This window comes from Streptomyces sp. APSN-46.1 (genome assembly GCF_022815725.1).
Taxonomy (GTDB): domain Bacteria; phylum Actinomycetota; class Actinomycetes; order Streptomycetales; family Streptomycetaceae; genus Streptomyces.
Window position 1 is genome coordinate 18,352 of record NZ_JALGRF010000006.1, and the last position, 20,526, is coordinate 38,877.

23 protein-coding genes are annotated in these 20,526 nt (G+C 71.1%); 11 read left to right on the forward strand and 12 right to left on the reverse strand.

Going from position 1 to position 20,526, the window contains the following annotated elements; all coding sequences use genetic code 11:
• The first annotated feature begins 19 nt into the window (after window positions 1–19).
• The 3 genes from hemB to MTF65_RS18060 all read left to right on the forward strand — a co-directional run bounded on the left by hemB (window position 20) and on the right by MTF65_RS18060 (window position 2,225).
• Window positions 20–1,021 (forward strand): porphobilinogen synthase, encoded by a 1,002-nt coding sequence (gene hemB, locus MTF65_RS18050; protein ID WP_243629764.1) that lies wholly within the window; start codon window positions 20–22, stop codon window positions 1,019–1,021.
• A 380-nt stretch (window positions 1,022–1,401) separates the two neighbouring features.
• Window positions 1,402–1,896, forward strand: coding sequence for a hypothetical protein (locus MTF65_RS18055; protein ID WP_243629765.1), 495 nt, complete (start codon window positions 1,402–1,404; stop codon window positions 1,894–1,896).
• 56 nt (window positions 1,897–1,952) lie between these two features.
• A complete protein-coding gene (locus MTF65_RS18060) occupies window positions 1,953–2,225 on the forward strand; it encodes a DUF1876 domain-containing protein (protein WP_243629766.1) in 273 nt (90 codons plus the stop codon).
• On the opposite strand, the gene MTF65_RS18065 is transcribed toward MTF65_RS18060, so the two are convergent.
• Both MTF65_RS18065 and MTF65_RS18070 read right to left on the reverse strand, forming a co-directional pair.
• A complete protein-coding gene (locus tag MTF65_RS18065; protein WP_243629767.1) occupies window positions 2,207–2,452 on the reverse strand; it encodes a DUF397 domain-containing protein in 246 nt (81 codons plus the stop codon). The two genes, MTF65_RS18060 and MTF65_RS18065, sit on opposite strands and share 19 nt — an antisense overlap.
• A complete protein-coding gene (locus MTF65_RS18070) occupies window positions 2,449–3,234 on the reverse strand; it encodes a helix-turn-helix transcriptional regulator (protein WP_243629768.1) in 786 nt (261 codons plus the stop codon). The genes MTF65_RS18065 and MTF65_RS18070 overlap by 4 nt, the downstream gene beginning before the upstream one ends.
• Before the next feature lie 177 nt (window positions 3,235–3,411).
• Here MTF65_RS18070 and MTF65_RS18075 point away from each other — a divergent pair, with 177 nt between their 5' ends.
• Window positions 3,412–3,789 (forward strand): ATP-binding protein, encoded by a 378-nt coding sequence (locus tag MTF65_RS18075; protein ID WP_243630023.1) that lies wholly within the window; start codon window positions 3,412–3,414, stop codon window positions 3,787–3,789.
• 119 nt (window positions 3,790–3,908) lie between these two features.
• Entirely contained in the window at window positions 3,909–5,633 is a 1,725-nt protein-coding gene (locus MTF65_RS18080; RefSeq protein WP_243629769.1) for a serine/threonine-protein kinase, read from the forward strand.
• Here MTF65_RS18080 and MTF65_RS18085 read toward each other — a convergent pair.
• From MTF65_RS18085 to MTF65_RS18095, 3 genes are read right to left on the reverse strand one after another with little or no spacing between them, the layout of a single operon-like run.
• Complete coding sequence (locus MTF65_RS18085) at window positions 5,630–6,106, reverse strand: SRPBCC family protein (protein WP_243629770.1); 477 nt, start codon at window positions 6,104–6,106, stop codon at window positions 5,630–5,632. The genes MTF65_RS18080 and MTF65_RS18085 overlap by 4 nt on opposite strands.
• Complete coding sequence (locus MTF65_RS18090; protein WP_243629771.1) at window positions 6,103–6,612, reverse strand: RNA polymerase sigma factor; 510 nt, start codon at window positions 6,610–6,612, stop codon at window positions 6,103–6,105. The genes MTF65_RS18085 and MTF65_RS18090 overlap by 4 nt, the downstream gene beginning before the upstream one ends.
• Window positions 6,609–7,073 carry a DUF3995 domain-containing protein gene (locus MTF65_RS18095; protein WP_243629772.1) on the reverse strand — a complete coding sequence of 155 codons (465 nt, stop codon included), beginning with the start codon at window positions 7,071–7,073 and terminating at the stop codon, window positions 6,609–6,611. Before MTF65_RS18095 ends, MTF65_RS18090 begins: the two co-directional genes overlap by 4 nt.
• Before the next feature lie 162 nt (window positions 7,074–7,235).
• Between MTF65_RS18095 and MTF65_RS18100 the strand changes: the two genes are divergently transcribed.
• Window positions 7,236–7,496 carry a type II toxin-antitoxin system VapB family antitoxin gene (locus MTF65_RS18100; RefSeq protein ID WP_243629773.1) on the forward strand — a complete coding sequence of 87 codons (261 nt, stop codon included), beginning with the start codon at window positions 7,236–7,238 and terminating at the stop codon, window positions 7,494–7,496.
• Window positions 7,493–7,897, forward strand: coding sequence for a PIN domain nuclease (locus MTF65_RS18105; RefSeq protein ID WP_243629774.1), 405 nt, complete (start codon window positions 7,493–7,495; stop codon window positions 7,895–7,897). The genes MTF65_RS18100 and MTF65_RS18105 overlap by 4 nt, the downstream gene beginning before the upstream one ends.
• A gap of 72 nt (window positions 7,898–7,969) precedes the next feature.
• Here MTF65_RS18105 and argS read toward each other — a convergent pair whose 3' ends face one another.
• Window positions 7,970–9,748, reverse strand: coding sequence for an arginine--tRNA ligase (gene argS / locus MTF65_RS18110; RefSeq protein WP_243629775.1), 1,779 nt, complete (start codon window positions 9,746–9,748; stop codon window positions 7,970–7,972).
• Between the two features lie 193 nt (window positions 9,749–9,941).
• Here argS and lysS point away from each other — a divergent pair, with 193 nt between their 5' ends.
• A complete protein-coding gene (lysS, locus tag MTF65_RS18115) occupies window positions 9,942–11,705 on the forward strand; it encodes a lysine--tRNA ligase (protein ID WP_243629776.1) in 1,764 nt (587 codons plus the stop codon).
• A 94-nt stretch (window positions 11,706–11,799) separates the two neighbouring features.
• Here the strand turns inward: lysS and MTF65_RS18120 are convergent, their stop codons facing one another.
• The 3 genes from MTF65_RS18120 to MTF65_RS18130 all read right to left on the reverse strand — a co-directional run bounded on the left by MTF65_RS18120 (window position 11,800) and on the right by MTF65_RS18130 (window position 15,097).
• Complete coding sequence (locus tag MTF65_RS18120; RefSeq protein WP_243629777.1) at window positions 11,800–13,206, reverse strand: DUF2637 domain-containing protein; 1,407 nt, start codon at window positions 13,204–13,206, stop codon at window positions 11,800–11,802.
• Between the two features lie 62 nt (window positions 13,207–13,268).
• Window positions 13,269–14,075: a DUF3558 domain-containing protein gene (locus MTF65_RS18125; protein ID WP_243629778.1), complete on the reverse strand. Its 807-nt coding sequence runs from the start codon at window positions 14,073–14,075 to the stop codon at window positions 13,269–13,271.
• 158 nt (window positions 14,076–14,233) lie between these two features.
• Window positions 14,234–15,097 (reverse strand): DUF3558 domain-containing protein, encoded by an 864-nt coding sequence (locus MTF65_RS18130; RefSeq protein ID WP_243629779.1) that lies wholly within the window; start codon window positions 15,095–15,097, stop codon window positions 14,234–14,236.
• 193 nt (window positions 15,098–15,290) lie between these two features.
• Here MTF65_RS18130 and MTF65_RS18135 point away from each other — a divergent pair, with 193 nt between their 5' ends.
• On the forward strand, window positions 15,291–16,484 hold the full coding sequence (locus MTF65_RS18135) for an RtcB family protein (protein WP_243629780.1): 1,194 nt from the start codon (window positions 15,291–15,293) through the stop codon (window positions 16,482–16,484).
• A 72-nt stretch (window positions 16,485–16,556) separates the two neighbouring features.
• On the opposite strand, the gene MTF65_RS18140 is transcribed toward MTF65_RS18135, so the two are convergent.
• Complete coding sequence (locus tag MTF65_RS18140) at window positions 16,557–17,123, reverse strand: Uma2 family endonuclease (RefSeq protein WP_243629781.1); 567 nt, start codon at window positions 17,121–17,123, stop codon at window positions 16,557–16,559.
• 157 nt (window positions 17,124–17,280) lie between these two features.
• On the opposite strand from MTF65_RS18140, the gene MTF65_RS18145 reads away from it, so the two are divergent.
• Together MTF65_RS18145 and MTF65_RS18150 are read left to right on the forward strand one after the other, a co-directional pair.
• On the forward strand, window positions 17,281–18,390 hold the full coding sequence (locus MTF65_RS18145) for a hypothetical protein (RefSeq protein WP_243629782.1): 1,110 nt from the start codon (window positions 17,281–17,283) through the stop codon (window positions 18,388–18,390).
• 42 nt (window positions 18,391–18,432) lie between these two features.
• A complete protein-coding gene (locus MTF65_RS18150; RefSeq protein ID WP_243629783.1) occupies window positions 18,433–19,119 on the forward strand; it encodes a polysaccharide deacetylase family protein in 687 nt (228 codons plus the stop codon).
• Between the two features lie 12 nt (window positions 19,120–19,131).
• Here the strand turns inward: MTF65_RS18150 and MTF65_RS18155 are convergent, their stop codons facing one another.
• Together MTF65_RS18155 and MTF65_RS18160 are read right to left on the reverse strand one after the other, a co-directional pair.
• Complete coding sequence (locus tag MTF65_RS18155; RefSeq protein ID WP_243629784.1) at window positions 19,132–19,902, reverse strand: SDR family oxidoreductase; 771 nt, start codon at window positions 19,900–19,902, stop codon at window positions 19,132–19,134.
• A 91-nt stretch (window positions 19,903–19,993) separates the two neighbouring features.
• Window positions 19,994–20,329, reverse strand: coding sequence for a YnfA family protein (locus MTF65_RS18160; RefSeq protein WP_243629785.1), 336 nt, complete (start codon window positions 20,327–20,329; stop codon window positions 19,994–19,996).
• Window positions 20,330–20,526: the final 197 nt, after the last annotated feature.

Here is a 20,526-nt window from a genome sequence, read left to right on the forward strand (position 1 = left end):
TCGAAGAGGCGACTACAAGATGAGCGCGTACGGATCCTTCCCCGGCTCGCGGCCCCGGCGGCTGCGCACCACCCCGGCGATGCGGCGGATGGTCGCGGAGACCCGGCTGCACCCCTCGGACCTGATCCTCCCGGCCTTCGTGCGGGAGGGCATCAGCGAGCCCCTGGCCATCTCGGCGATGCCGGGCGTGGTCCAGCACACCCGGGACACACTGCGGAAGGCCGCCGTGGAGGCGGTGGAGGCGGGCGTCGCGGGCATCATGCTCTTCGGCGTCCCGGCCGACGAGAACAAGGACGCGCTGGGCACGGCGGGCACGGAGCCGGACGGGATCCTCCAGGTCGCGATCCGCGACGTGAAGGCGGAGGTCGGCGACGACCTCGTCATCATGTCGGACCTGTGCCTGGACGAGTACACCGACCACGGCCACTGCGGGGTGCTGGACGAGCACGGCCGCGTCGACAACGACGCGACGCTGGAGCGGTACGCGGAGATGGCCCAGGTCCAGGCCGACGCCGGCGTCCACGTGGTCGGCCCGAGCGGCATGATGGACGGCCAGGTCGGCGTCGTCCGCGACGCGCTGGACGAGACGGGCCACGAGGACGTCTCGATCCTCGCGTACACGGCGAAGTACTCCTCCGCCTTCTACGGGCCGTTCCGCGAGGCCGTCGCCTCCTCGCTCCAGGGCGACCGCAAGACGTACCAGCAGGACCCGGCGAACGCGCGCGAGTCGCTGCGCGAGCTGGCGCTGGACCTGGAGGAGGGCGCGGACATGGTCATGGTCAAGCCGGCCGGGCCCTACCTCGACATCCTGTACCGGGTCGCGCAGGCCGTGGACGTACCGGTGGCCGCGTACCAGATCAGCGGCGAGTTCGCGATGATCGAGGCGGCCGCGGAGAAGGGCTGGATCGAGCGCGACCGCGCCATCCTGGAGGCCCTGCTCGGCATCAAGCGGGCGGGCGCGGACACGATCCTGACCTACTGGGCGACCGAGGTCGCGGGCTGGCTGAACCAGAAGCGGTAGGCCGCCACCGGCCCGGACTCGGGGTCCACCCGCCCGAGTGCCGGGCCGCCCCCGCACGCGGCGTCGGCCTGCCCCGCCTGCTGAGTCAGACGGCTCCGGGTCTGAACGGGGGAAGTTCGCCCGCTTCTTCGCGTCGGGACGCGGTCGGGCCGACGTTCGGGGACCGTCCCAACACGACGGGTCCCGGCGTGGACGCGTGGGTGGTCGCGGCCGTCAACCCGACCGCGCAGGACCGCACCCTGAGTGCCTGGGCCGTCTGCGTCGACGCCGCGGAATGACCCCGAACGGCGGCGGCGAACCCCTCCTAGCCTGACACTGTCTAGAAGATAGTTCTAGAAAGGTCTTCCCCAACTCTCCTCGGCTGAGCCACACTTGGCCGCATGACGGGTCACGAGTCCGGCTTGTCGCCGACACCTGGCGAGTTCCTGGAACACGTCCAGCGGGACGCCTTCCGGCAGGCGTGCACCACGATGCGGCTGCACGGGGCCCTGCCCCGGCGGGTCTGGGTGTTCCGCTATCCGCGGCCCGAGCCGCTCGGCTCCTTCCCCGACGCGGGGGAGTCCGAGCGCTTCCGCAGACGGCTCGGGCAGGTGGCCGCCGAAGCGGCCGTGTACGTGCGGCGGCGGCTCCGCCGGCAGGCTGGCCAGCAGCAGCAGCAGCAGGAGGGGCGGGCTGGGGGCGGGGCGGGCGCCTGCGGCCAGCGCGGGCGGGGGAGCCCGTGCCCCGCCGGGCACCCGGCTCCGCCCGGACCCGCGCCTCAAACGCCGGCGAGGCTGAATGGGCGCGCCCGGGGTCGGGAGGGGGTGGAGACCCGGGCCGGGCGACGGGGACGGCCCGGGCCCCCGCCCCCGCCCTTTCCCGTCGAGTGGCCGTAGCGCGGAGCCGGGGGCACCCTGGAGGGATAGAGGTCGACCTCTGGAGGTGATCCCTCATGTCCACGCTGGTCGGGTGGCATGTGGAGCTGGAATTTACCGAGGAGGGCCACCGCACGAGCGCGGCTGCCCTGGTCAGACTCGGTGACGGCTCCGAGCTGCGGGCGCGCGGATACGCCATGCGTCACCCCTCCGACCCGGAGCAACTGCGGGTCGGCGAGGAGATCGCGGGCGCACGGGCGCTCATGGATCTCGCGTCACAGATGTTGCAGAAGGCGCACGGCGAGATCGACGAGGTGACGGGCAGGCACTCCTACCCGCTGACCCAGTGAGCCAGGTTCGTCCACGCCGAAGGGGAAAGGGTGAGGGTGGGACCGTGCGGGACTTTCGAGTCCCGCACGTGCACCTGGTCGGCCGACGGGCAGGGGGCCATCTCGACGCAGTCGCCGCCTTCGCTGCCGCTGTACGTGGACTTCCGCCAGCCGATGGCGACCTCCAGGCAGTTGCCGCCTTCGCTGCCGCTGTAGCTGGACTTGAACCACGTGAGTTCGGTGCTCATGGATCTCCTAGCAGCCGTTTCAACAGGCCCCTGGTGTCATCGGGGTTGAGGGCCTGCGTTCGCAGCATCGCATACTTCTGAGCGAGGATGCTGACCTCGTCGAGGTCGGAGACCACAAGGCTGCCGCGCTGAGTTTCGAGGTACGCGATGTGCTGGTGGTCCGGGGTTTCCAGGAGCACGAACGGGCCATCGAGAGCGGGGTGGGTGGCTTCGTTCAGGGGCAGGACCTGGATCATCACGCCCGGCAGGCGTGAACAGTCGAGCAGGTGACGGAGCTGGTCCCGGAGGACTTCCCGGCCGCCGATCGGGCAGCTGAGGACGGGCTCCCAGATCACGAAGCTGGCCAGGATCGGCTTCTCGCGGCGCAGCACCGGCTGACGGTCGAGGCGGGCGGCGGTCTGGTCGGCGATCTCGCTCTCGGTGTAGAGCGGGAGGCGGCTGCGGAAGACCGCCTCCGCGTAGGCCTCGGTCTGGAGCAGGCCCGGGATCACCTGGTTCTGGTACGAGGACAGGGCCTGGGCCTTCTTCTCCAGGTTCATCAGCGGCTCCGCCCACGGCGGTATCACGTCCATCTGGGGCATCTTGTGCGCGGCGACCGTGAGCACGCCGGGCAGGCCCAGCTCCTGGTCCATCAGCGCCGCCACGTCGGGCATCAGGGGGCGCCTGCCCTGTTCGATCGAGGCGATGCTCTCCTCCTGGAGCCCGACCCGCCTCCCGAGTTCCTTTTGTGTCAGTCCTCTGGCGATCCGGGCGACGGCGACCTGCTCGCCGACCATCCTCATCGCCGTCGCGTTGGGCCGAGCCCTTTTCCTTGGTGGCATGAACGTGAACTCCCCACCTGCGTCCGCGAAATACCCGTACCAACCCGTACTGGAAGTCCGGTACGGGTTGCCGTACTGCTCACGCTAGTCACGGACCGCGACGATCGTCTCGTGAACGTGAATACTCAACCCGCCTTGATGCGGGACCGGTTCTATCCGCGCAGTCGTCAAACGGTGCCTGCTGCCAGGGAGTTCACCGGGGTGACACTTGACGCGTGGGGTGTCACATCGCGCCGGGACGACGTGTTGCTCTGCGTGAGCGAGCTGGCGACCAACGCCGTGCTGCACGGCGTACCGCCCGGCCGGGGCTACCGGCTGCGGCTGCTGCGGTTCGAGGACGTCGTACGGGTGGAGGTGCACGACAGCGGCGACGGCAGGCCCCGGGTCGCGGACCGCGATGTCGCGGCCGAGCGGGGGCGGGGGCTGCTGCTGGTCACGGCGGTCGCGGACCGGTGGGGGGTCGGGCCGCGGTCGCCCGGAAAGATCGTCTGGTGCGAATTCACCCAGATGCCCTGACAGGACCCGACCGCCGGGCCGGCGTTGGAGTCCGGCCGCCGAACTCCCCCCACACTCCTGCCTCTACGCTTGTCGCCGGTTGATGAAGGGCGAACAGCAGCAATGGAACGGAGCGTGCGATGACGACGGGGGAAGCGAATGGCGGAGAGCTGATAGGCAAGGTCCTCGGGGGGCGTTACCGGGTGACTTCCGTCATCGGGCGTGGCGGCATGGGAGTGGTCGCCCGGGCGGTGGACGAACTGCTGAACCGAGAGGTCGCCGTCAAGGTCCTGCGAGCCTTCACCGACGCCGCCGCAGGCGAACTGGCCGATCTGCGGACCCGGATGCAGCGGGAGGCGCAGGCCGCCGCCCGAATACGGCACAGCGGCGTGGTCACCGTGCACGACGTGACCGAGGAGCAGGGCCTGCCGGTCATCGTCATGGAACTCGTCGAGGGGACCTCGCTCGACGGCCTGCTGATGGAGCGCGGCACTCTGGAGCCGCACGAGGCGGCGGCGATCGGCGCCAAGCTGATGGACGCGCTCGACGCCGCGCACCGGGCCGGCGTACTGCATCGGGACGTCAAGCCGGCGAACGTGCTGCTGGAGCACGGTGGGAGGGTCGTTCTCACCGATTTCGGCATCGCCACCATGGAAGACTCCGGCGACGAGGCCATGGCCAAGCTGACCCGCAGCGGTGCCATCGTCGGCTCTCTCGACTACCTGCCACCGGAGCGCGCGCAGGGCAGGGAGCCCGGGCCCGCGTCGGACATCTGGTCGCTCGGCATGACGCTGTACGCGGCTGTGGAGGGCATTTCGCCGTTCCGTCGCACTTCCGCGTGGTCCACGTTGTCGGCCATCGTCACCGATCCACTGCCGGAGCCCCGCAGGGCGGGACCACTCACGCCGGTGCTCCAGGCGCTGATGGCGAAGGAACCGGAGGACCGGCCCACCGCGGACCAGGCGCGCGCCATGCTGGAACGCGTCGCCGCGAACCGCCCGGCGTCGCCCGCCGCACCCGCCGCCGCGGCTCCCGCCCCCGCTCCCACCGCCGCTCCCACTCCCACGGTGGGTCCCGGGGCCGCGGCCGCCGTCGCACCGCCCCCCGGGTTCGGCCCCCCGCTGTTCCCCCAGCCCACCCCGCAGCCTCAGCCCCCGTATGCCGGTTACCCTCAGCCCGGCGCCGCACCGGTCGCGGGCCCCGCCGGAGTCCCCGGTCCCGAAACGAGCCGCTCCGCAGCCCGCCGCGCACGGCGCAGCAGCCGCACCCTCATCGCATCAGCGGTCGCCGTCGCGCTCCTCGCCGCAGGCGCCGGAATCACCTACGCCCTGACGTCCCAAGAGGGCGGCAAGACCGCGGACGGTGCGCAGGCGACGCCGGCCGGCGCCGGCTCCCCGGCGGGCAGCGCCACGTCGTCCGCCGGTTCTCCGGGCGCGTCCTCGCAGCCGTCTCCCTCGGGCAAGAACAAGGTGACGGTTCCCACGACGACGCCCGGCAACGGCGGTGGCAAGCCGGCGGCGAGCCCGTCCGCCTCTCCGGAGACCAAGCCCAGTTCCACGGTGAAGCCCAGTTCCACGGTGAAGGAGCCCACCCCGGTGTCGACGGCGTGCACCGGCTGGGCTCACGAGAACCGCAGCAACGGCTTCGGCTACCTCGTCGACAACTCCCACTTCTACACCGGGCCGTACGCGGAGTGCAGTTACGTGACCGTGGTCAAGACCGGCGTGAAGGTCTTTTACCACTGCTACATCACCAACGCCCATGGCAACAAGTGGATCTACGCCCGTATCGACGGCACGAACACCGAAGGCTGGATGTCCAGTACCCACATCACCCGGCAGAGCGGCACACTGGCCCGCTGCTAAGCGGTCTCCCCGAGCCCCAGGCGGGCCTCCAGGCGGTTCAGTGCGTCCGCGAGTTCGGCCGCCGTGCCGAGGGGGACGATCGCCGCGCGGCCCGGGACGCGGACGCCGCCCGTCAGGGCCACGCGGGTGCCGCCGCCCGGTTCCGGGGCGGCCGCCATGCCGATGATCAGGAACCGGCTCTGCAGCCAGCACCAGCCGGGGCGCAGGACGCCGCGGAAGTGGGCCCGCAGCCCGTACTTGCTGCGGGCCAGCGCCTCCACGCGGTCGCCGGTCATCCGCAGGACGCGGACCCGCCGCATGTCCGGCTGGAAGCGCCCGAACTCGCCCTCCAGGTCGGACATGAGCGCCCAGACCTCCTCGACGGGCGCCGGGAGGACCCGTTCCACCACCCGCGCGCCCCGCACGCCCGCCGCCATGATCCGCAGCCGGCCGACCGCGCCGACCGCGTCGACCGCATCGATCGGGTACGTCATGAGAACCACGCCTTCCGGAAGCTCGAACGGGCCCGGTGCAGCCGGGACTTGGCGGTGCCGGCCGGGACGCCGAGCAGGGCCGCGGCGGATTCCTCGTCCAGCCCCTCCACGTCCCGCAGGACCAGGACGGCCCGGTGGCCGGGGGAGAGCCGGGCCAGCACGTCGTCGATGTCGGCGGCCAACTGCGGATCGCCGCGCTCGGGTACGTCGGCCAGCTCGGCCGGGACGGCGCGCGCCGCGCGCCGGGCGACCCGTACCGCCTCGCGGACCGCGATGGCCCGCACCCACCCGTACAGGGTCTGCGGCTCGCGCAGGGACCGGAGCGCCTTGAACACGGCGACCAGCGCCTCCTGCGTGGCGTCCGGGCCGTCGGCGAGGGCGATCGGCGTGCAGATGCGGGCGATGTACGGGGCGAGGTGGTCCAGCAGGTCGTGCATCGCGAGGGTGTTCCCGGCGCGGGCCGCCCGGGCCAGGGCGATCCCGCGCTCGCGGTCGGCGGGGGTCACCGGGCGCGTGCCAGGCGGGCCGCCGCCCAGCCGAAGCCGAGGCAGACGGGCGTGTACAGGGCGAGGTTCAGTACGTAGAACGGGCCGGGCGGGCTGTCGATCAGCCCGGCCGCCCACCCCAGGCCCGCGAGGCCCCGTACCGCCAGCCCGGCCGCGACGGCCGCGGTGACCGCCCGGGTCACGCGCCCGCCGCGCCCGTACGCGTGCCCGAGCACGGCCGCGGCCCCCGCCAGGGCGACGGCGGCCAGCGGCAGCACCACCGGCGGCGCGAAGGACACCTGCGTGCCGAGCACGGCCGACGACAGCGCCCGCTCGTCGGCGGCGGGCCAGGTCGCCCCGGTGGCCCAGTACAGATGCGCCAGCCCGTCGGCGACGAGCAGCGCCCCCAGCGCCTGCCCGGTACGGCGTCGCGTCGCGGTCCTCATGTGCGGCATGAACGGCATGCGCGGCGTGAACGGCATGTACGGCCCCCTCGGTGGTGAACAACCCGACACCCCAAGGAGGAGCCGCACCGGAAGAACGTTCCCTGTGGCCCTCGTCACACAGCGCGGGGGGCGGTGGGATATCCTATTGGCGAATCGTATATACGCGTACGCGCCTGTGTGCGCCTGCTGGAGGCGGCCATGTCCAGAACCGTGATCGACCTCGATGACGAAGCGCTCGCCGAGGCGGCCCGGCACCTCGGTACCACCACTAAGAAGGACACGGTCAACGCGGCGCTGCGGGAGATCGCCGACCGCAGGCGGCGGGCCGAAGCCGTGGAACGCATGCGGCAGATGGTCGCCGAGGGTGACATCGATTTCGGTGCGATCGGCTACGACGCTTCCGAAGGGGTGGCCGAACCGGGCGACGGGAAGAGCGGGAAGAGGCAGTCCGCCGCGTGAGCGAGAGCTTCCTGATCGACACGAGCGCGCTCGTGCGCTTCTATCGCGGCCAGGCCGGATCGGAATGGGACCAGCTGGTCGCCTCCGGCCTGGTGGGTCTGTGCGAACCGGTCCGCCAGGAGTTCCTGCGGGCGGTCGGCGGTCGCCCCGCCTACTACGAGGCGGAGGGCCTGCTCCGCGAGACGTTCCCCTACTGGACGGCGCGTGACTCCGTGTGGGAGGACACAGCCGCTCTTCAGCGAAGGCTGGCCGACGCGGGAGCGCACCAATGCGCGAGCCCGGTCGATCTCCTCGTCGCCGTCATCGCGCAGCACCACCGGCTGACCGTCCTCCACCAGGACGCGGACTTCGAGACGATCGCCCGCCTCACTGCCCAGCCGGCGCGGCGCATCCTCGACTGACGGCCCACGGCAACCCACGGCAAAGCCCCGCCCCACCGCCTGCGCGGGGAGCGGGGCTTCACGCCGTACGGATCAGAGGCGCTCGGGGGTGCGGATGCCCAGGAGGGACATGCCCTTGGTGAGGGTGCGGGCCGTCAGGTCGCACAGGAAGAGGCGGTTCTCCGCGACGACCTGCTCCGGCTCCGGCTTGATGACCGGGCACTGGTCGTAGAACGTCGTGAAGAGCGACGACAGCTGGTAGAGGTACGCCGCCAGCTTGTGCGGGGCGTGCTCGGCCGCCGCCTCGGAGAGCAGCTCGCCGAAACCGTCCAGGTGCAGGCCCAGCGCGCGCTCGGCCGGGGCCAGCTCCAGCTCCGGGTGCGCGGCCGGCTCGCGGTCGCCCGCCTTGCGCAGGATGGAGCGGATGCGCGCGTAGGCGTACTGGAGGTAGACGGACGTGTCGCCGTTCAGCGAGACCATCTGGTCCAGGTCGAACTTGTAGTCGCGCGCGGCCGAGGTGGACAGGTCGGCGTACTTCACCGCGCCGATGCCCACGTACTGGCCGTTCTCGACGATCTCCTCCTCGGACAGGCCGACCTTCGCCGCCTTCTCGCGTACGACGGCGGTCGCCCGCTCGACGGCCTCGTCGAGCAGGTCCACCAGCCGTACCGTCTCGCCCTCACGGGTCTTGAACGGCTTGCCGTCCTTGCCGAGGACCGTGCCGAAGGCCAGCTGGACGGCCTTGACCTCGTCGTTCAGCCAGCCCGCCCGACGCGCGGTCTCGAAGACCATCTTGAAGTGGAGCGACTGGCGCGCGTCCACCACGTAGATGAGGGTGTCCGCCTTCAGGTTGGCGACGCGGTCGCGGATCGCGGACAGATCGGTCGCGGCGTAGCCGAAGCCGCCGTCCGACTTCTGGACGATCAGCGGGGTCGGGTTGCCGTCCTGGCCCTTGTACTCGTCGAAGAACACGCACAGCGCGCCGTTGGAGCGGACGGCGACGCCCGAGTCCTCCAGCAGCTTGCACGTCTCCGCCAGCATGTCGTTGTAGCCGGACTCGCCGACCACGTCCGCGTCCTGGATGTCCATGTCCAGCTTGTTGAAGACGGAGTAGAAGTAGATCTTCGACTCGTCCACGAACCGCTGCCACAGGGCAAGCGTCTCCGGCTCGCCGGCCTGGAGGTCCACCACCCGCGCCCGCGCCCGCGTCTTGAACTCCTCGTTGGAGTCGAAGAGCGCGCGCGAGGCCTTGTAGAGGCGGTTGAGGTTGGACATGGCCTCCTCGCCGGAGACCTCGATGTCATCGGCGGCGGCCTTGTGGTCCAGCTCGTGCGGGTGCTCCAGCAGGTACTGGATGAGCATGCCGAACTGGGTGCCCCAGTCGCCGATGTGGTGGCGGCGGATCACCTTCTCGCCCGTGAACTCCAGGATCTCGACCATCGCCGCGCCGATCACGGCGGACCGCAGGTGGCCGACGTGCATCTCCTTGGCCACGTTCGGCTGCGCGTAGTCGATCACCGTGGTGCCGGCCGTCGGCGACAGCGGCACGCCGAGGCGGTCATCGGCGGCGCGCGCCGCGAGGGTCTCGATGATCGCCTTGTCGGTGATCGTGATGTTGAGGAAGCCGGGGCCCGAGACCTCGATCTCCTGGATCAGGTCACTGAGCGCGATGCCCCCGACCACGGTCGCCGCGAGCTCGCGCGGATTGGCCTTCGCCTTCTTCGCGAGCGCCAGGATGCCGTTGGCCTGGAAGTCGGCCCGGTCGCTTCGTCGCAGCAGCGGGTCGGCGCCACCGGCCTCCGGCAGGGCCGAGGCGAGGGCGTCCGCGACGCGCTGATGGACGGAAGAAGCGAGGGAAGGGACCGAGGCCATGAGCTGCCGTTCCTGTGAGGTCGTGCCGGTGGGTGCACTTGGTTGTTCCGACAAGTGCCGAGTATCCCACGTGAGGGCCCACGGGCGGGCCGTCCATTTCGCGGGAGAAAACAGCCCCCGAGCACAACCCCGGAGCGGGCGCCGACGTCTGGGAGAATGGCGGAAGCCAGCATTCGAGATAGAAGGACGTGTCGTGGCTCAGAGCAGCACCGAGACCGACTGGGTCTCCCGTTTCGCGGACGAGGTCATCGCCGAGGCGGAGCGCCGAGCACCCGGCGCGGAGACATCAGTCGCTACCGCTCCGGTTGTCGTCGTCGCGTCCGGACTCTCCCCCTCCGGCCCGATCCACCTGGGCAACCTCCGTGAGGTCATGACCCCGCACCTGGTCGCGGACGAGATCCGCCGCCGCGGCTTCGAGGTCCGGCACCTGATCTCGTGGGACGACTACGACCGCTACCGCAAGGTCCCGGCCGGCGTCCCCGGCGTCGACGAGTCGTGGGCCCAGCACATCGGCCGCCCGCTGACCTCCGTCCCGGCCCCGGCCGGATCGGCGTACCCGAACTGGGCCGAGCACTTCAAGGCCGCCATGGTGGAGGCACTGGACGAGTTGGGCGTCGAGTACGACCCGATCAGCCAGACCGAGCAGTACACCTCCGGCGCGTACCGCGAGCAGGTGCTGTTCGCGATGAAGCACCGCGGCGACATCGACGCCGTGCTCGACCAGTACCGGACGAAGGCCAAGCCGGGCGGCAAGAAGCCCCAGCAGAAGACGCAGCAGAAGCCGCTCGACGAGGCCGAGCTGGAGGCCGCCGAGGGCTCCGGCGCGGCCGCCGAGGACGACGGCAGCAGCGCCGAGGGCGGGTACTTCCCGTACAAGCCGTACTGCGGCGCGTGCGGCAAGGACTTCACCAAGGTCACGGCGTACGACGACGAGACCACGGAGCTGACCTACGTCTGCACCGAGGACGAGTACACCGAGACGGTCAAGCTCAGCGAGTTCAACCGCGGCAAGCTCGTCTGGAAGGTGGACTGGCCGATGCGCTGGGCCTTCGAAGGCGTGATCTTCGAGCCGTCCGGTGTGGACCACTCCTCGCCCGGGTCGTCCTTCCAGGTCGGCGGGCAGATCGTGCACATCTTCGGCGGCGAGCAGCCGATCGGCCCGATGTACGCGTTCGTCGGCATCAGCGGCATGGCGAAGATGTCGTCCAGCAAGGGCGGGGTCCCGACCCCGGCCGACGCGCTGAAGATCATGGAGCCGCAGCTGCTGCGCTGGCTGTACGCGCGCCGCCGCCCGAACCAGTCCTTCAAGATCGCCTTCGACCAGGAGATCCAGCGGCTCTACGACGAGTGGGACAAGCTGGAGGCCAAGGTCGCCGACGGCTCCGCCCTGCCGGCCGACGTCGCCGCGCACTCCCGCGCCGTCCGCGTCGCCTCGCACGAGCTGCCGCGCACCCCGCGGCCGCTGCCGTACCGCACGCTCGCCTCCGTCGTCGACATCACCGGCGGCCACGACGAGCAGACCCTGCGGATCCTGACCGACCTGGACCCGTCGCAGCCGCTGACCTCCCTCGACGAGGTACGGCCGCGGCTGGACCGCGCCGAGAACTGGATCACCACCCAGGTGCCGGCCGACCAGCGCACGCTGGTCCGCGAGGAGCCCGACACCGAGCTGCTGTCGTCCCTGGACGACGAGGCGCGCGAGTCGCTGCGGCTGCTCCTGGAGGGGCTGGATTCGCACTGGTCACTCGACGGGCTGACCACGCTCGTCTACGGCGTGCCGAAGGTGATGGCCGGGCTGGAGCCCGACGCCAAGCCGACGCCGGAGCTCAAGGTCGCGCAGCGGTCGTTCTTCGCGCTGCTGTACCGGCTGCTCGTGACCCGGGAGACGGGGCCGCGGCTGCCCACGCTGCTGCTGGCGGTGGGGACGGACCGGGTGCGCAAGCTGCTGGGCGCCTGATACCGGGCATGGCATGAGGAAGTGCCCGCACCCCGAGGGGGGTGCGGGCACTTTTTCGTTCGGCTCGGCTCGGCTCGGCTCGGCTCGGCTCGGCTCAGGCGATGTGTTCGTTCTCCAGATCACGCTGGTAGCGCTGCTTCAGACCCGGCATGAGCTTGCGGATCATCGAGGAGCTGCGCGGGTGCACGATCCCGTGGCGGTCCGAGAGGTGTATGTCCACCTGCTCGGGGGTCGGGAAGTCGGAGTGCTCGTCGAGGTACGCGCGGAAGACCTCGTACGCGGCCTCGGCGAACTTGATCTCGTCGAAGTTCGCGTCCACGGTGTCCGTGGCGTCTTCCCCTCTTGCTGCCGGGAGGGGGAGCTCCTGCTGCGGAAGGTCCTCGTCCGGGCCGGTCGGGGGCATGACCGGGGTCGGCTCCAGGCCCTCGACGTACTGGGGGTTGTAACGCCCCTCGTACGAGGCCTGCGGCGCGAGCGGGGCGGCGAACCACGCGCTGTTGTGGGCCGCCGGCATGGCGGTCGGATCCACCGCGAACGGCGGCGGCGCGTGGTGGGCGGGGACGGGGGCCCCGGCAGGGCCCTGAGCGGCAACCCCGTCGGCCGGGATCCCGGCGTGGAACAGGGCGTCCGCGTCCGGCGCGGGGACGGGCGCCTGCTGCGCGGCCGGGTCCGCCGGGCCCGCCGTCAGGGCCGGGGCGGCGAGCGGCGCGTTCAGCGCGTCCACCGCGGCCACCGCGTTCGAGGCGTTCACGGCGGCGTTCACGGCCGTCCCGGGGTTCGGGTTCGCCGCGTTCGCCGGAGGCAGCAGCGCCGGGTCGATGCCGGCCGCCGCCAGCCCCTCGGGCGCCGTCTGGGACAGCGGCACGCCGATCCGGGCCAGCCGCAGCGGCATCAGCGCCTCGACGGGAGCCTTGCGGCGCCAGGCCCGCCCGTACCGCGCCTGCAGTCGGGCCTGGTAGATCAGCCGGTCCTGCTCCATGCCGACCGCCTGCTCGTAGGAGCGCAGCTCCCACAGCTTCATCCGGCGCCACAGCTTGAAGGTGGGCACCGGCGACAGCAGCCAGCGGGTGATGCGGACGCCCTCCATGTGCCGGTCCGCGGTGATGTCCGCGATCCGGCCCACCGCGTGCCGGGCCGCCTCGACCGTGACCACGAAGAGGATCGGGATCACGGCGTGCATCCCCACGCCCAGCGGATCCGGCCAGGCCGCCGCGCCGTTGAACGCGATCGTCGCGATCGTCAGCAGCCACGCCGTCTGGCGCAGCAGCGGGAACGGGATGCGGATCCAGGTCAGCAGCAGATCCAGGGCCAGCAGGACGCAGATGCCCGCGTCGATGCCGATCGGGAACACCAGCGAGAAGCTGCCGAACCCTTTCTGCAGTGCCAGCGCGCGCACCGCGGAATACGAGCCCGCGAAACCGATCCCCGCGATGACCACGGCCCCGGCGACGACAACGCCGATGAGTATCCGGTGCGTACGAGTCAGCTGCATCGCGGCCACCCGCGATCCCCTCCCCTTAATGAGCTACGGCAGGCACAGAGTACGGCCTACTGCTGAGAGGCCTACTGCTGAGAGGGCGACTGCTCCGGCTGCGCGGACGCCTGCGGGGATTCCTGCGTGGCCTCCGGCGTGGCCTCGCTCTTGTTCGCCGCCTCGACCGACGTGACGGTCTCCTTGGCCGCCGCGATGGCGCCCTCCATCAGCTTCGCCTGGTCCGGGGCGTCGGCGCCCTCGTAGGAAGCGCCGTTGTAGTCGACCGTGACCACCACGTTCTGGGTGCGGGCCACGATCGTGGTGTTGAAGAACTGGACGTCCTTCTTCACGCCGTACACGACCGACGTGCCCTCGTCGCCCACGCCCGTCGGCTCCACCTTGACGTCCGTGGCGCCCTCGGCCGCCTTCGCCGTCTCGACCTGCTTCTTGTACTGGTCCTCGGCGCGCTTGTTGCCGCTGCCGAGCGACGCGTGGGACTCGTAGCGGACCAGCGAGACCGAGAGCCAGCGGTACTTCGAGCCCTTCAGGCCGTCCACGTCGAGGCCGTTCCAGGAGCAGCTGGCGCGGCTGGACAGGTCGTTCGACTTGGTGGCCGTACCGCTCTTGTCCTTCGCCTCCGGGACGAGCGAGTCGATGCTCTTCCCCGAGAGGGCCTTGCAGGGCTCCGGGAGCGTGGCGTACGCCACCTTCTCCAGGGCGGCCGACGCCTTCGCGCTCGGCTTGGCGGAGGACGAGGACGAACCGGACTTCTTGTCACTGTTCGAGCCCGAACCCGAGCCCTTGCCCGAATCGGAGGAGCATCCGGCGACGGTGAGGATCACCGGGACGGCTGCGCAGGCGAGAACGCGAGTGAGGCGCGAGGCTGATCGGTGCATGGTTCCTTCAGACGTTGTGGGTCTTCATCGGGCATATGGACATATGGGCATATAGGCGTGTTGCGGGCGCGGGACCCGAACAACGGTAGCCCGACCCGGCGCCCGCCTGCTGTGCGCGCCGTCACGCGGACGCCGCGCGCCCCTCGGGCCGGATCCGTTCAGTCGCTGAAACGCTCGGCCAGGGCCTGCGCCAACTGCCGTACCTTGTCCTGCGTTTCGGTGCTGGGCGGGACCACGCCGGGCAGCGAGGGCTGCACGCTGTACTCGATGGTGACGATGACGTTCGAGGTACGGAACACAATCCGCACGCTGCGCGCCTGGGCGGCGGTGGCGCCGGCCGCGCTCAGCTTGTCGTCGAGGAAGCCCTCGTTGCCGAGCCCCTCCAGGACGCGGGAACCGAGCTCGGGCGGGGCGCTGGGGGAGCCGGAGGGACTCGGGCTCCCGCCGGCGGCCGCGCTCGCGCTCGTACTGGGCGCGGGTGTGGCGGGTGTGGCGGGTGTGGCGGAACTCGCGCTCGCGCTCGGGCTGGCGGTGGGGCCCGGGAAGGGCAGCTTCGCGTCCGTCAGCTGACGGACGTACACCTGCCGCGCCTTGTCGTCGTCGCTCGCGGCGGCGCGGTCGTACGAGACCACGCGCTCGAATCCGACGTACAGCAGCCGGGTTTCGGCGGTCGTCCCCGCGGTCCAGCGGCAACCGACGTGCCTGTCGCCGTCGTACGAGGTGTCGGCGGTGCCGGCGTAGAGCGCGTCGCGCTGTTCGTCGGTGAGGGAGTCCTGGGTCGGCAGCATCGCCTTGAGGCGCTTGCTGTCGAGGGCCTTGCAAGGGGAGGGCAGGCTGCGGTACTTCCCGGCGGGCGCGGGGGCGGGGCTGCCGCCGGGCTTCGAGTCGCTGACGGTCCCGCCGCCGCTGTCGCCGGTGCACCCGGTGAGGCCGGCGGTGCCGGCCGCGAGCGCGGTGAGCATCGCGATGCCGGGCAGGACTCTGCGTACCGCTGTACCCGCCTGGCCTGCCTTGCGCTGCACGTCCACTGGCTCCCTTCGACCGGCCGGCTGCCCCGCCGGTCAGGAAAATGCGTTGCCGCGGTTGGGGTGCGGCTGGACACAATGTCTATCGCACACGCTGGTGCTGGCGCCGGTCCGCTGTCTGTTTTGGGACCAAGAGCGAGGCTTTTGCGTAATAAGACTTTTCTGTGGTTAACGGGGTATTGGGGCTGTTATGTCGTATGTAGAGGTGGCCGGGGCGAAGGTCCCGATCCGGATGTGGACCGACCCGGCGTCGGTCGAGGCCGGTGCGATGCAGCAGCTCCATAACGTCGCGACCCTCCCGTGGATCAAGGGCCTGGCCGTCATGCCGGACGTCCATTACGGCAAGGGCGCCACGGTCGGCTCGGTGATCGCGATGAAGGACGCGGTCTGCCCGGCGGCGGTGGGCGTGGACATCGGCTGCGGAATGTCGGCGGTGAAGACCTCCCTGACGGCGAATGACCTGCCGGGGGACCTGTCGGGCCTGCGCTCGAAGATCGAGCGCGCGATCCCGGTGGGCATGGGCCTGCACCGGGAGCCGGTGGATCCGTCACGCCTCTACGGCTTCTCGGTGGAGGGGTACGAGGACCTCTGGAAGCGCTTCGACTACCTCGCCGATGCGGTCAAATTCCGTCAGGACCGCGCCATAAAGCAGATTGGAACGCTCGGAGGCGGCAATCACTTCATCGAATTCTGTCTCGATGAGTCAGGTTCGGTCTGGCTGATGCTGCACTCGGGGTCCCGGAACATCGGCAACGAGCTCGCCGCGCACCACATCGGCGTGGCGAGGGGCCTGGCCCACAACCAGAACCTGGTCGACCGGGACCTCGCGGTGTTCCTCGCGGCGACGCCCGAGATGGAGGCGTACCGCAGCGACCTCTTCTGGGCGCAGGAGTACGCGAAGTACAACCGCGCGGCGATGATGAGCCTGTACAAGGAGGTCATCCGGAAGGAGTTCCGGAAGGCGAAGGTCTCCTTCGAGCGGGAGATCAGCTGCCACCACAACTACGTGGCGGAGGAGCGGTACGACGGCATGGACCTGCTGGTCACGCGGAAGGGCGCGATCCGCGCGGGCAGCGGTGACTACGGGATCATCCCGGGTTCGATGGGCACGGGCTCGTACATCGTGAAGGGCCTCGGCAACGAGAAGTCCTTCAACTCGGCCTCGCACGGCGCGGGCCGGAAGATGAGCCGGACGGCCGCGAAGAAGAAGTTCTCGGCGCGCGACCTGGCGGAGCAGACCAAGGGCGTGGAGTGCCGTAAGGACTCGGGCGTCGTGGACGAGATCCCCGGCGCGTACAAGTCGATCGAGCAGGTCATCGACCAGCAGACGGATCTCGTCAAGGTCGTGGCCAAGCTCAAGCAGGTCATCTGCATCAAGGGCTGACGCCCAGGTGCGGTTGTCGGGGGAGTGGAGGAGCCCGGGCCGGTATCGGCCCGGGCTCCTCCGTGTGGTGGCTCAGGCCTCGTCGCCGTCGAGGAGGCGGTCCACCGGGAGTTCGAGGGTGATGCCGAGGGACTCGGGGAGCGGGACCGAGGTGCCGCGCTTGAAGGTCTTGCGGGAGCGGTACTCCCCGCCGCGGGGGTCGGTGTGGAGAACGGCCTCGTCGTGGCGCCGGTCGGCCACGAGGTAGACCGGGATGCCGGCCTGGGCGTAGCAGTCGGTCTTGGTCCCCAGGTCGTCGGACCAGTGGGGCCCGGTGACTTCCGCGACCATGCGGAAGGCGTGGGGGGCGTAGCAGTTGCTCTCGACGAGGTTGTGGCGGAAGTCGGCGGCTACGAGAGAGAGGTCCGGGATGGCGAAGTCGTCGGGGCCGGAGGGCAGCCAGAGGCCGATCGCCTGAAGGTACTTGAGACCTGCCTGTCGCGCCCCGGCCTCGTGGAACGTGGTGATCAGCTCGGTCAGGATGAGTGCGTGTGTTCCGTCGGCGTGCGGCGTCGCGGTGAGCCGCCCCTGGAGGATCTCTACTCGGTACCCGGGGAGTTCCCTGGAGAGGCGGTCGGCGGCCTCTGAGATGCGGCTCATGCCGTCGGAGCGTATCCGCGCCCGCTGACATTTCGCGTGCATTCACCCATACGGGCAGGCCGGGGGCGGGGGCAGCTCGACCCGGGCGGTGGGGGTGGGCCGTGGCGTGATTTCATCGGCGGGATTCTGGTGGGTGGGGTCTGTGGGGGGATGTTCCGTGAGTGGGTTCTGGGCTGGTCGGCGGCGTGTGCGGGCGGGCGTGGTCGGGGTGGTCGTGGGCTGTGCCCTCGGGCTGGGTGGGTGCGCGTCGGCGGGGACGGACGCGAAGGCGGCGGTGTCGGCTGCGGCCGCGCCGGTGGTGCCGATGGTGATCGGCAAGGGGCAGGCGGAGGACGTCTACAACCGGTGGGTGGCGGAGCGGAAGTCCTCGCTCGACCGGCGGGACGGGGCCGGCCTCGCCTCCGTGGAGACGGGGCCGCTGCTGGCGGAGAGCCTGGCGGCCATTGAGGTGGCCAAGGCGCGGGGTGTCGGCGCCCGAAACTCCGCTTTCGGCCGGGCCGAGTTCTTCGTACCCGCGGAACGCGACCAGCAGGGGTATCCGCGCTCCTTCGTGGCGCTGAGCAGGGTTGCCGGCACTGAGGGGAACGCGGTGCGGGAGGGCGCCCTGCACTACTTCACGCAGGAGGCGCCCGGCGGCGACTGGAAGGCGGCCGCGGTGTCGTGGGTGAACGACCGGCCGCCGCTCGTCCGCGCCAAGAACGAGACCTCCTGGGGCACCACGTACTTCGAACTGCGGAAGAAGGAGATCGCGGCGGTGAACCGGGACGCGGCGGGGGCCGCGGTGCTGTCGCCGGCCGCCGGGGCGGACCGGGAGGTGTGCGGCCGGTACGCGGAGTACATGAGCTTCACCGCGCCGGAGGGCGAGCCGGAGAGCGAGCACTTCCTGCCGGGCCCGCTGACGGGCGGGATGGTCGGGGCGTACAACGTCGCCGACGAGGACCTGAAGCTCGTGACGAAGCGGTACGCCTTCGAGCCGACCGGCGGTGAGCTGCCGGTGCTGCGGCTGGCGGACGGGAAGTCCCTGGTCACCTGCACGTTCGTGCGGACCGACCGGTGGGCGGGGAAGAAGGCGGCCTTCCGTTACGGGAACGGCGAGCACGGGGACGCGGCCGCGCTGCTGGGCGGGACGGACAAGTGGTGGGTGGACTCCACGGTGCGGCTGAGCGTGACGGCGACGTTCGAGGTGCCGGCGGAGGGGCCGGCCGATGTGGTGGGGTGCAACTGCCTGAAGCCGACGGTGCTTTCGGCGCTGGGAACGCCGAAGTAGGTGATTGACGGCGGGAGTTGGTCTAGACCAGGATGGGGCGGCATGTGGAGATCTCGCGCGCTTGTCGCCGCGCTCGCGTCGTTGTCGCTCGCCCTCGGGGCCGTCGGGTCCGCTCAGGCGGGGCCGGGGCCGGGGGCGGGGCTGCCGCCCGTCGTCTCGCATGTGCCGACACAGGAGAAGGTCGTCTTCATCACCATCGACGACGGCTGGAACCACGATCCGGAGGCCGCCCGGATCCTCCTGGAGGAGCGGGTGCCCGCCGCGCTGTTCCTGCTGCCGGGGGCGACCTCGTACGACACCGGGTACTTCACCGGGCTGGCGGAGCGGGGGAGGGTCACCGTCGGAAACCACACCGTGAACCACCCGGACCTGACCACGTTGGACGCGGCCGGGAAGGACGCGGAGGTGTGCGGGGCCGGGGAGCGGCTGGCGGCGACGTTCGGGCGCGAGCCGAGGCTGCTGCGCCCGCCGTACGGGGTGGTCAACGACGAGGTGCGGCTCGCGGCGAAGGCGTGCGGGGTGAAGGCGCTGGTGACCTGGACGCACGATTTCACGACGTGGGGCGGGACGCCGCCGACGCCGCGGCTGGAGTCCGGGGACATCGTGCTGCTGCACTTCACGCCGACCCTGGGGGCGGATCTGCGGCGGGCGCTGGAGGCGGCGAAGGCCGCCGGGCTGAAGCCGGCGGCCCTCATGCCGCACCTGAAGAGCGCGGGGCTGGTCCCGTAGGTCTCCTGGCCGCTAGAGCTCGCGGTGGACCTTCGTGTTCGAGGCCTGGGCGCGGGGGCGGACCACCAGGAGGTCGATGTTGACGTGGCTGGGGCGGGTCACGGCCCAGGTGATGGTGTCGGCCACGTCGTCGGCCGTGAGGGGTTCGGCGACGCCGGCGTAGACCTGCTCGGCCTTCGCGGCGTCGCCGCGGAAGCGGGTCTTGGCGAATTCCTCGGTCTTGACCATGCCCGGGGCGATCTCGATGACGCGGACCGGCTGGCCGACGATCTCCAGGCGGAGGGTCTCGGCGAGGACGCGGGCGCCGTTCTTGGCGGCGACGTAGCCTGCGCCGCCCTCGTAGGTGGAGTGGCCGGCGGTGGAGGAGAGGATGACCACCGTGCCGTCGCCGGAGGCGGTGAGCGCCGGGAGCAGCGCCTGGGTGACGTTGAGCGTGCCGATGACGTTGACCTCGTACATCGTGCGCCAGTCGGCGGGGTCGCCGGTGGCGACGGGCTCGGCTCCGATGGCGCCGCCGGCGTTGTTGACGAGGACGTCGACCGAGGGGAAGCGCTCCAGGGAGGCGGCGAAGGCGTCCACGGCGGCGCGGTCGGTGACGTCGAGTGCGTACGCGGTGGCCTCGCGGCCGGCGTCGGTCAGCTCGGCGGCGAGGGCCTCGATGCGGTCCTTGCGGCGGGCGGTGAGGACGACGTGGTAGCCGGCTGCGGCGAGCTGCCGGGCGGTGGCCGCACCGATCCCGCTGCTCGCGCCGGTGACTACGGCGGTTCGGGTGGCCGTGCTCATGTACGGGGCTCCTCGTGCACTCGGTCGTTCGTACGGGCGAATAGGCGAATACTCGCCAGCATAGGCGGGGGCCGGTGGGCCAGGGGGCCGCTTAGCGGCCGCGCGGGGTGTACATGATCACGGCCATGCCGGCGAGGCAGACGAGGGCGCCGACGATGTCCCAGCGGTCGGGGCGGTAGCCGTCGGCGACGACGCCCCAGGCGAGGGATCCGGCGACGAAGACTCCGCCGTAGGCGGCCAGGACGCGGGCGAAGTCGCCCTGGGGCTGGAGGGTGGCGACGAAGCCGTAGAGGCCGAGGGCGATGACTCCGGCGCCGATCCAGGCCCAGCCCTTGTAGTCGCGGACGCCCTGCCAGACGAGCCAGGCGCCGCCGATCTCCAGGAGGGCGGCGAGGGCGAAGAGCGCGGCGGAGCGGGCGATCAGCATGGCCGGAAGCCTATGCGGGCCCCCTCGGCCGGTCGGCCCGTCGGGCGCGCATCCAGCCTCGCCGGCGTTTGAGTGGGGGTCCCCCCGGACGGAGTCTGGGGGAGGGTCCGGGCAGAGCCCGGTGCCCGGCGGAGCCGGGTTCCTCCCCCAGCTACCTCCCCCAGACTCCGTCCGGGGGGACCCCCACGGAGGTGCCC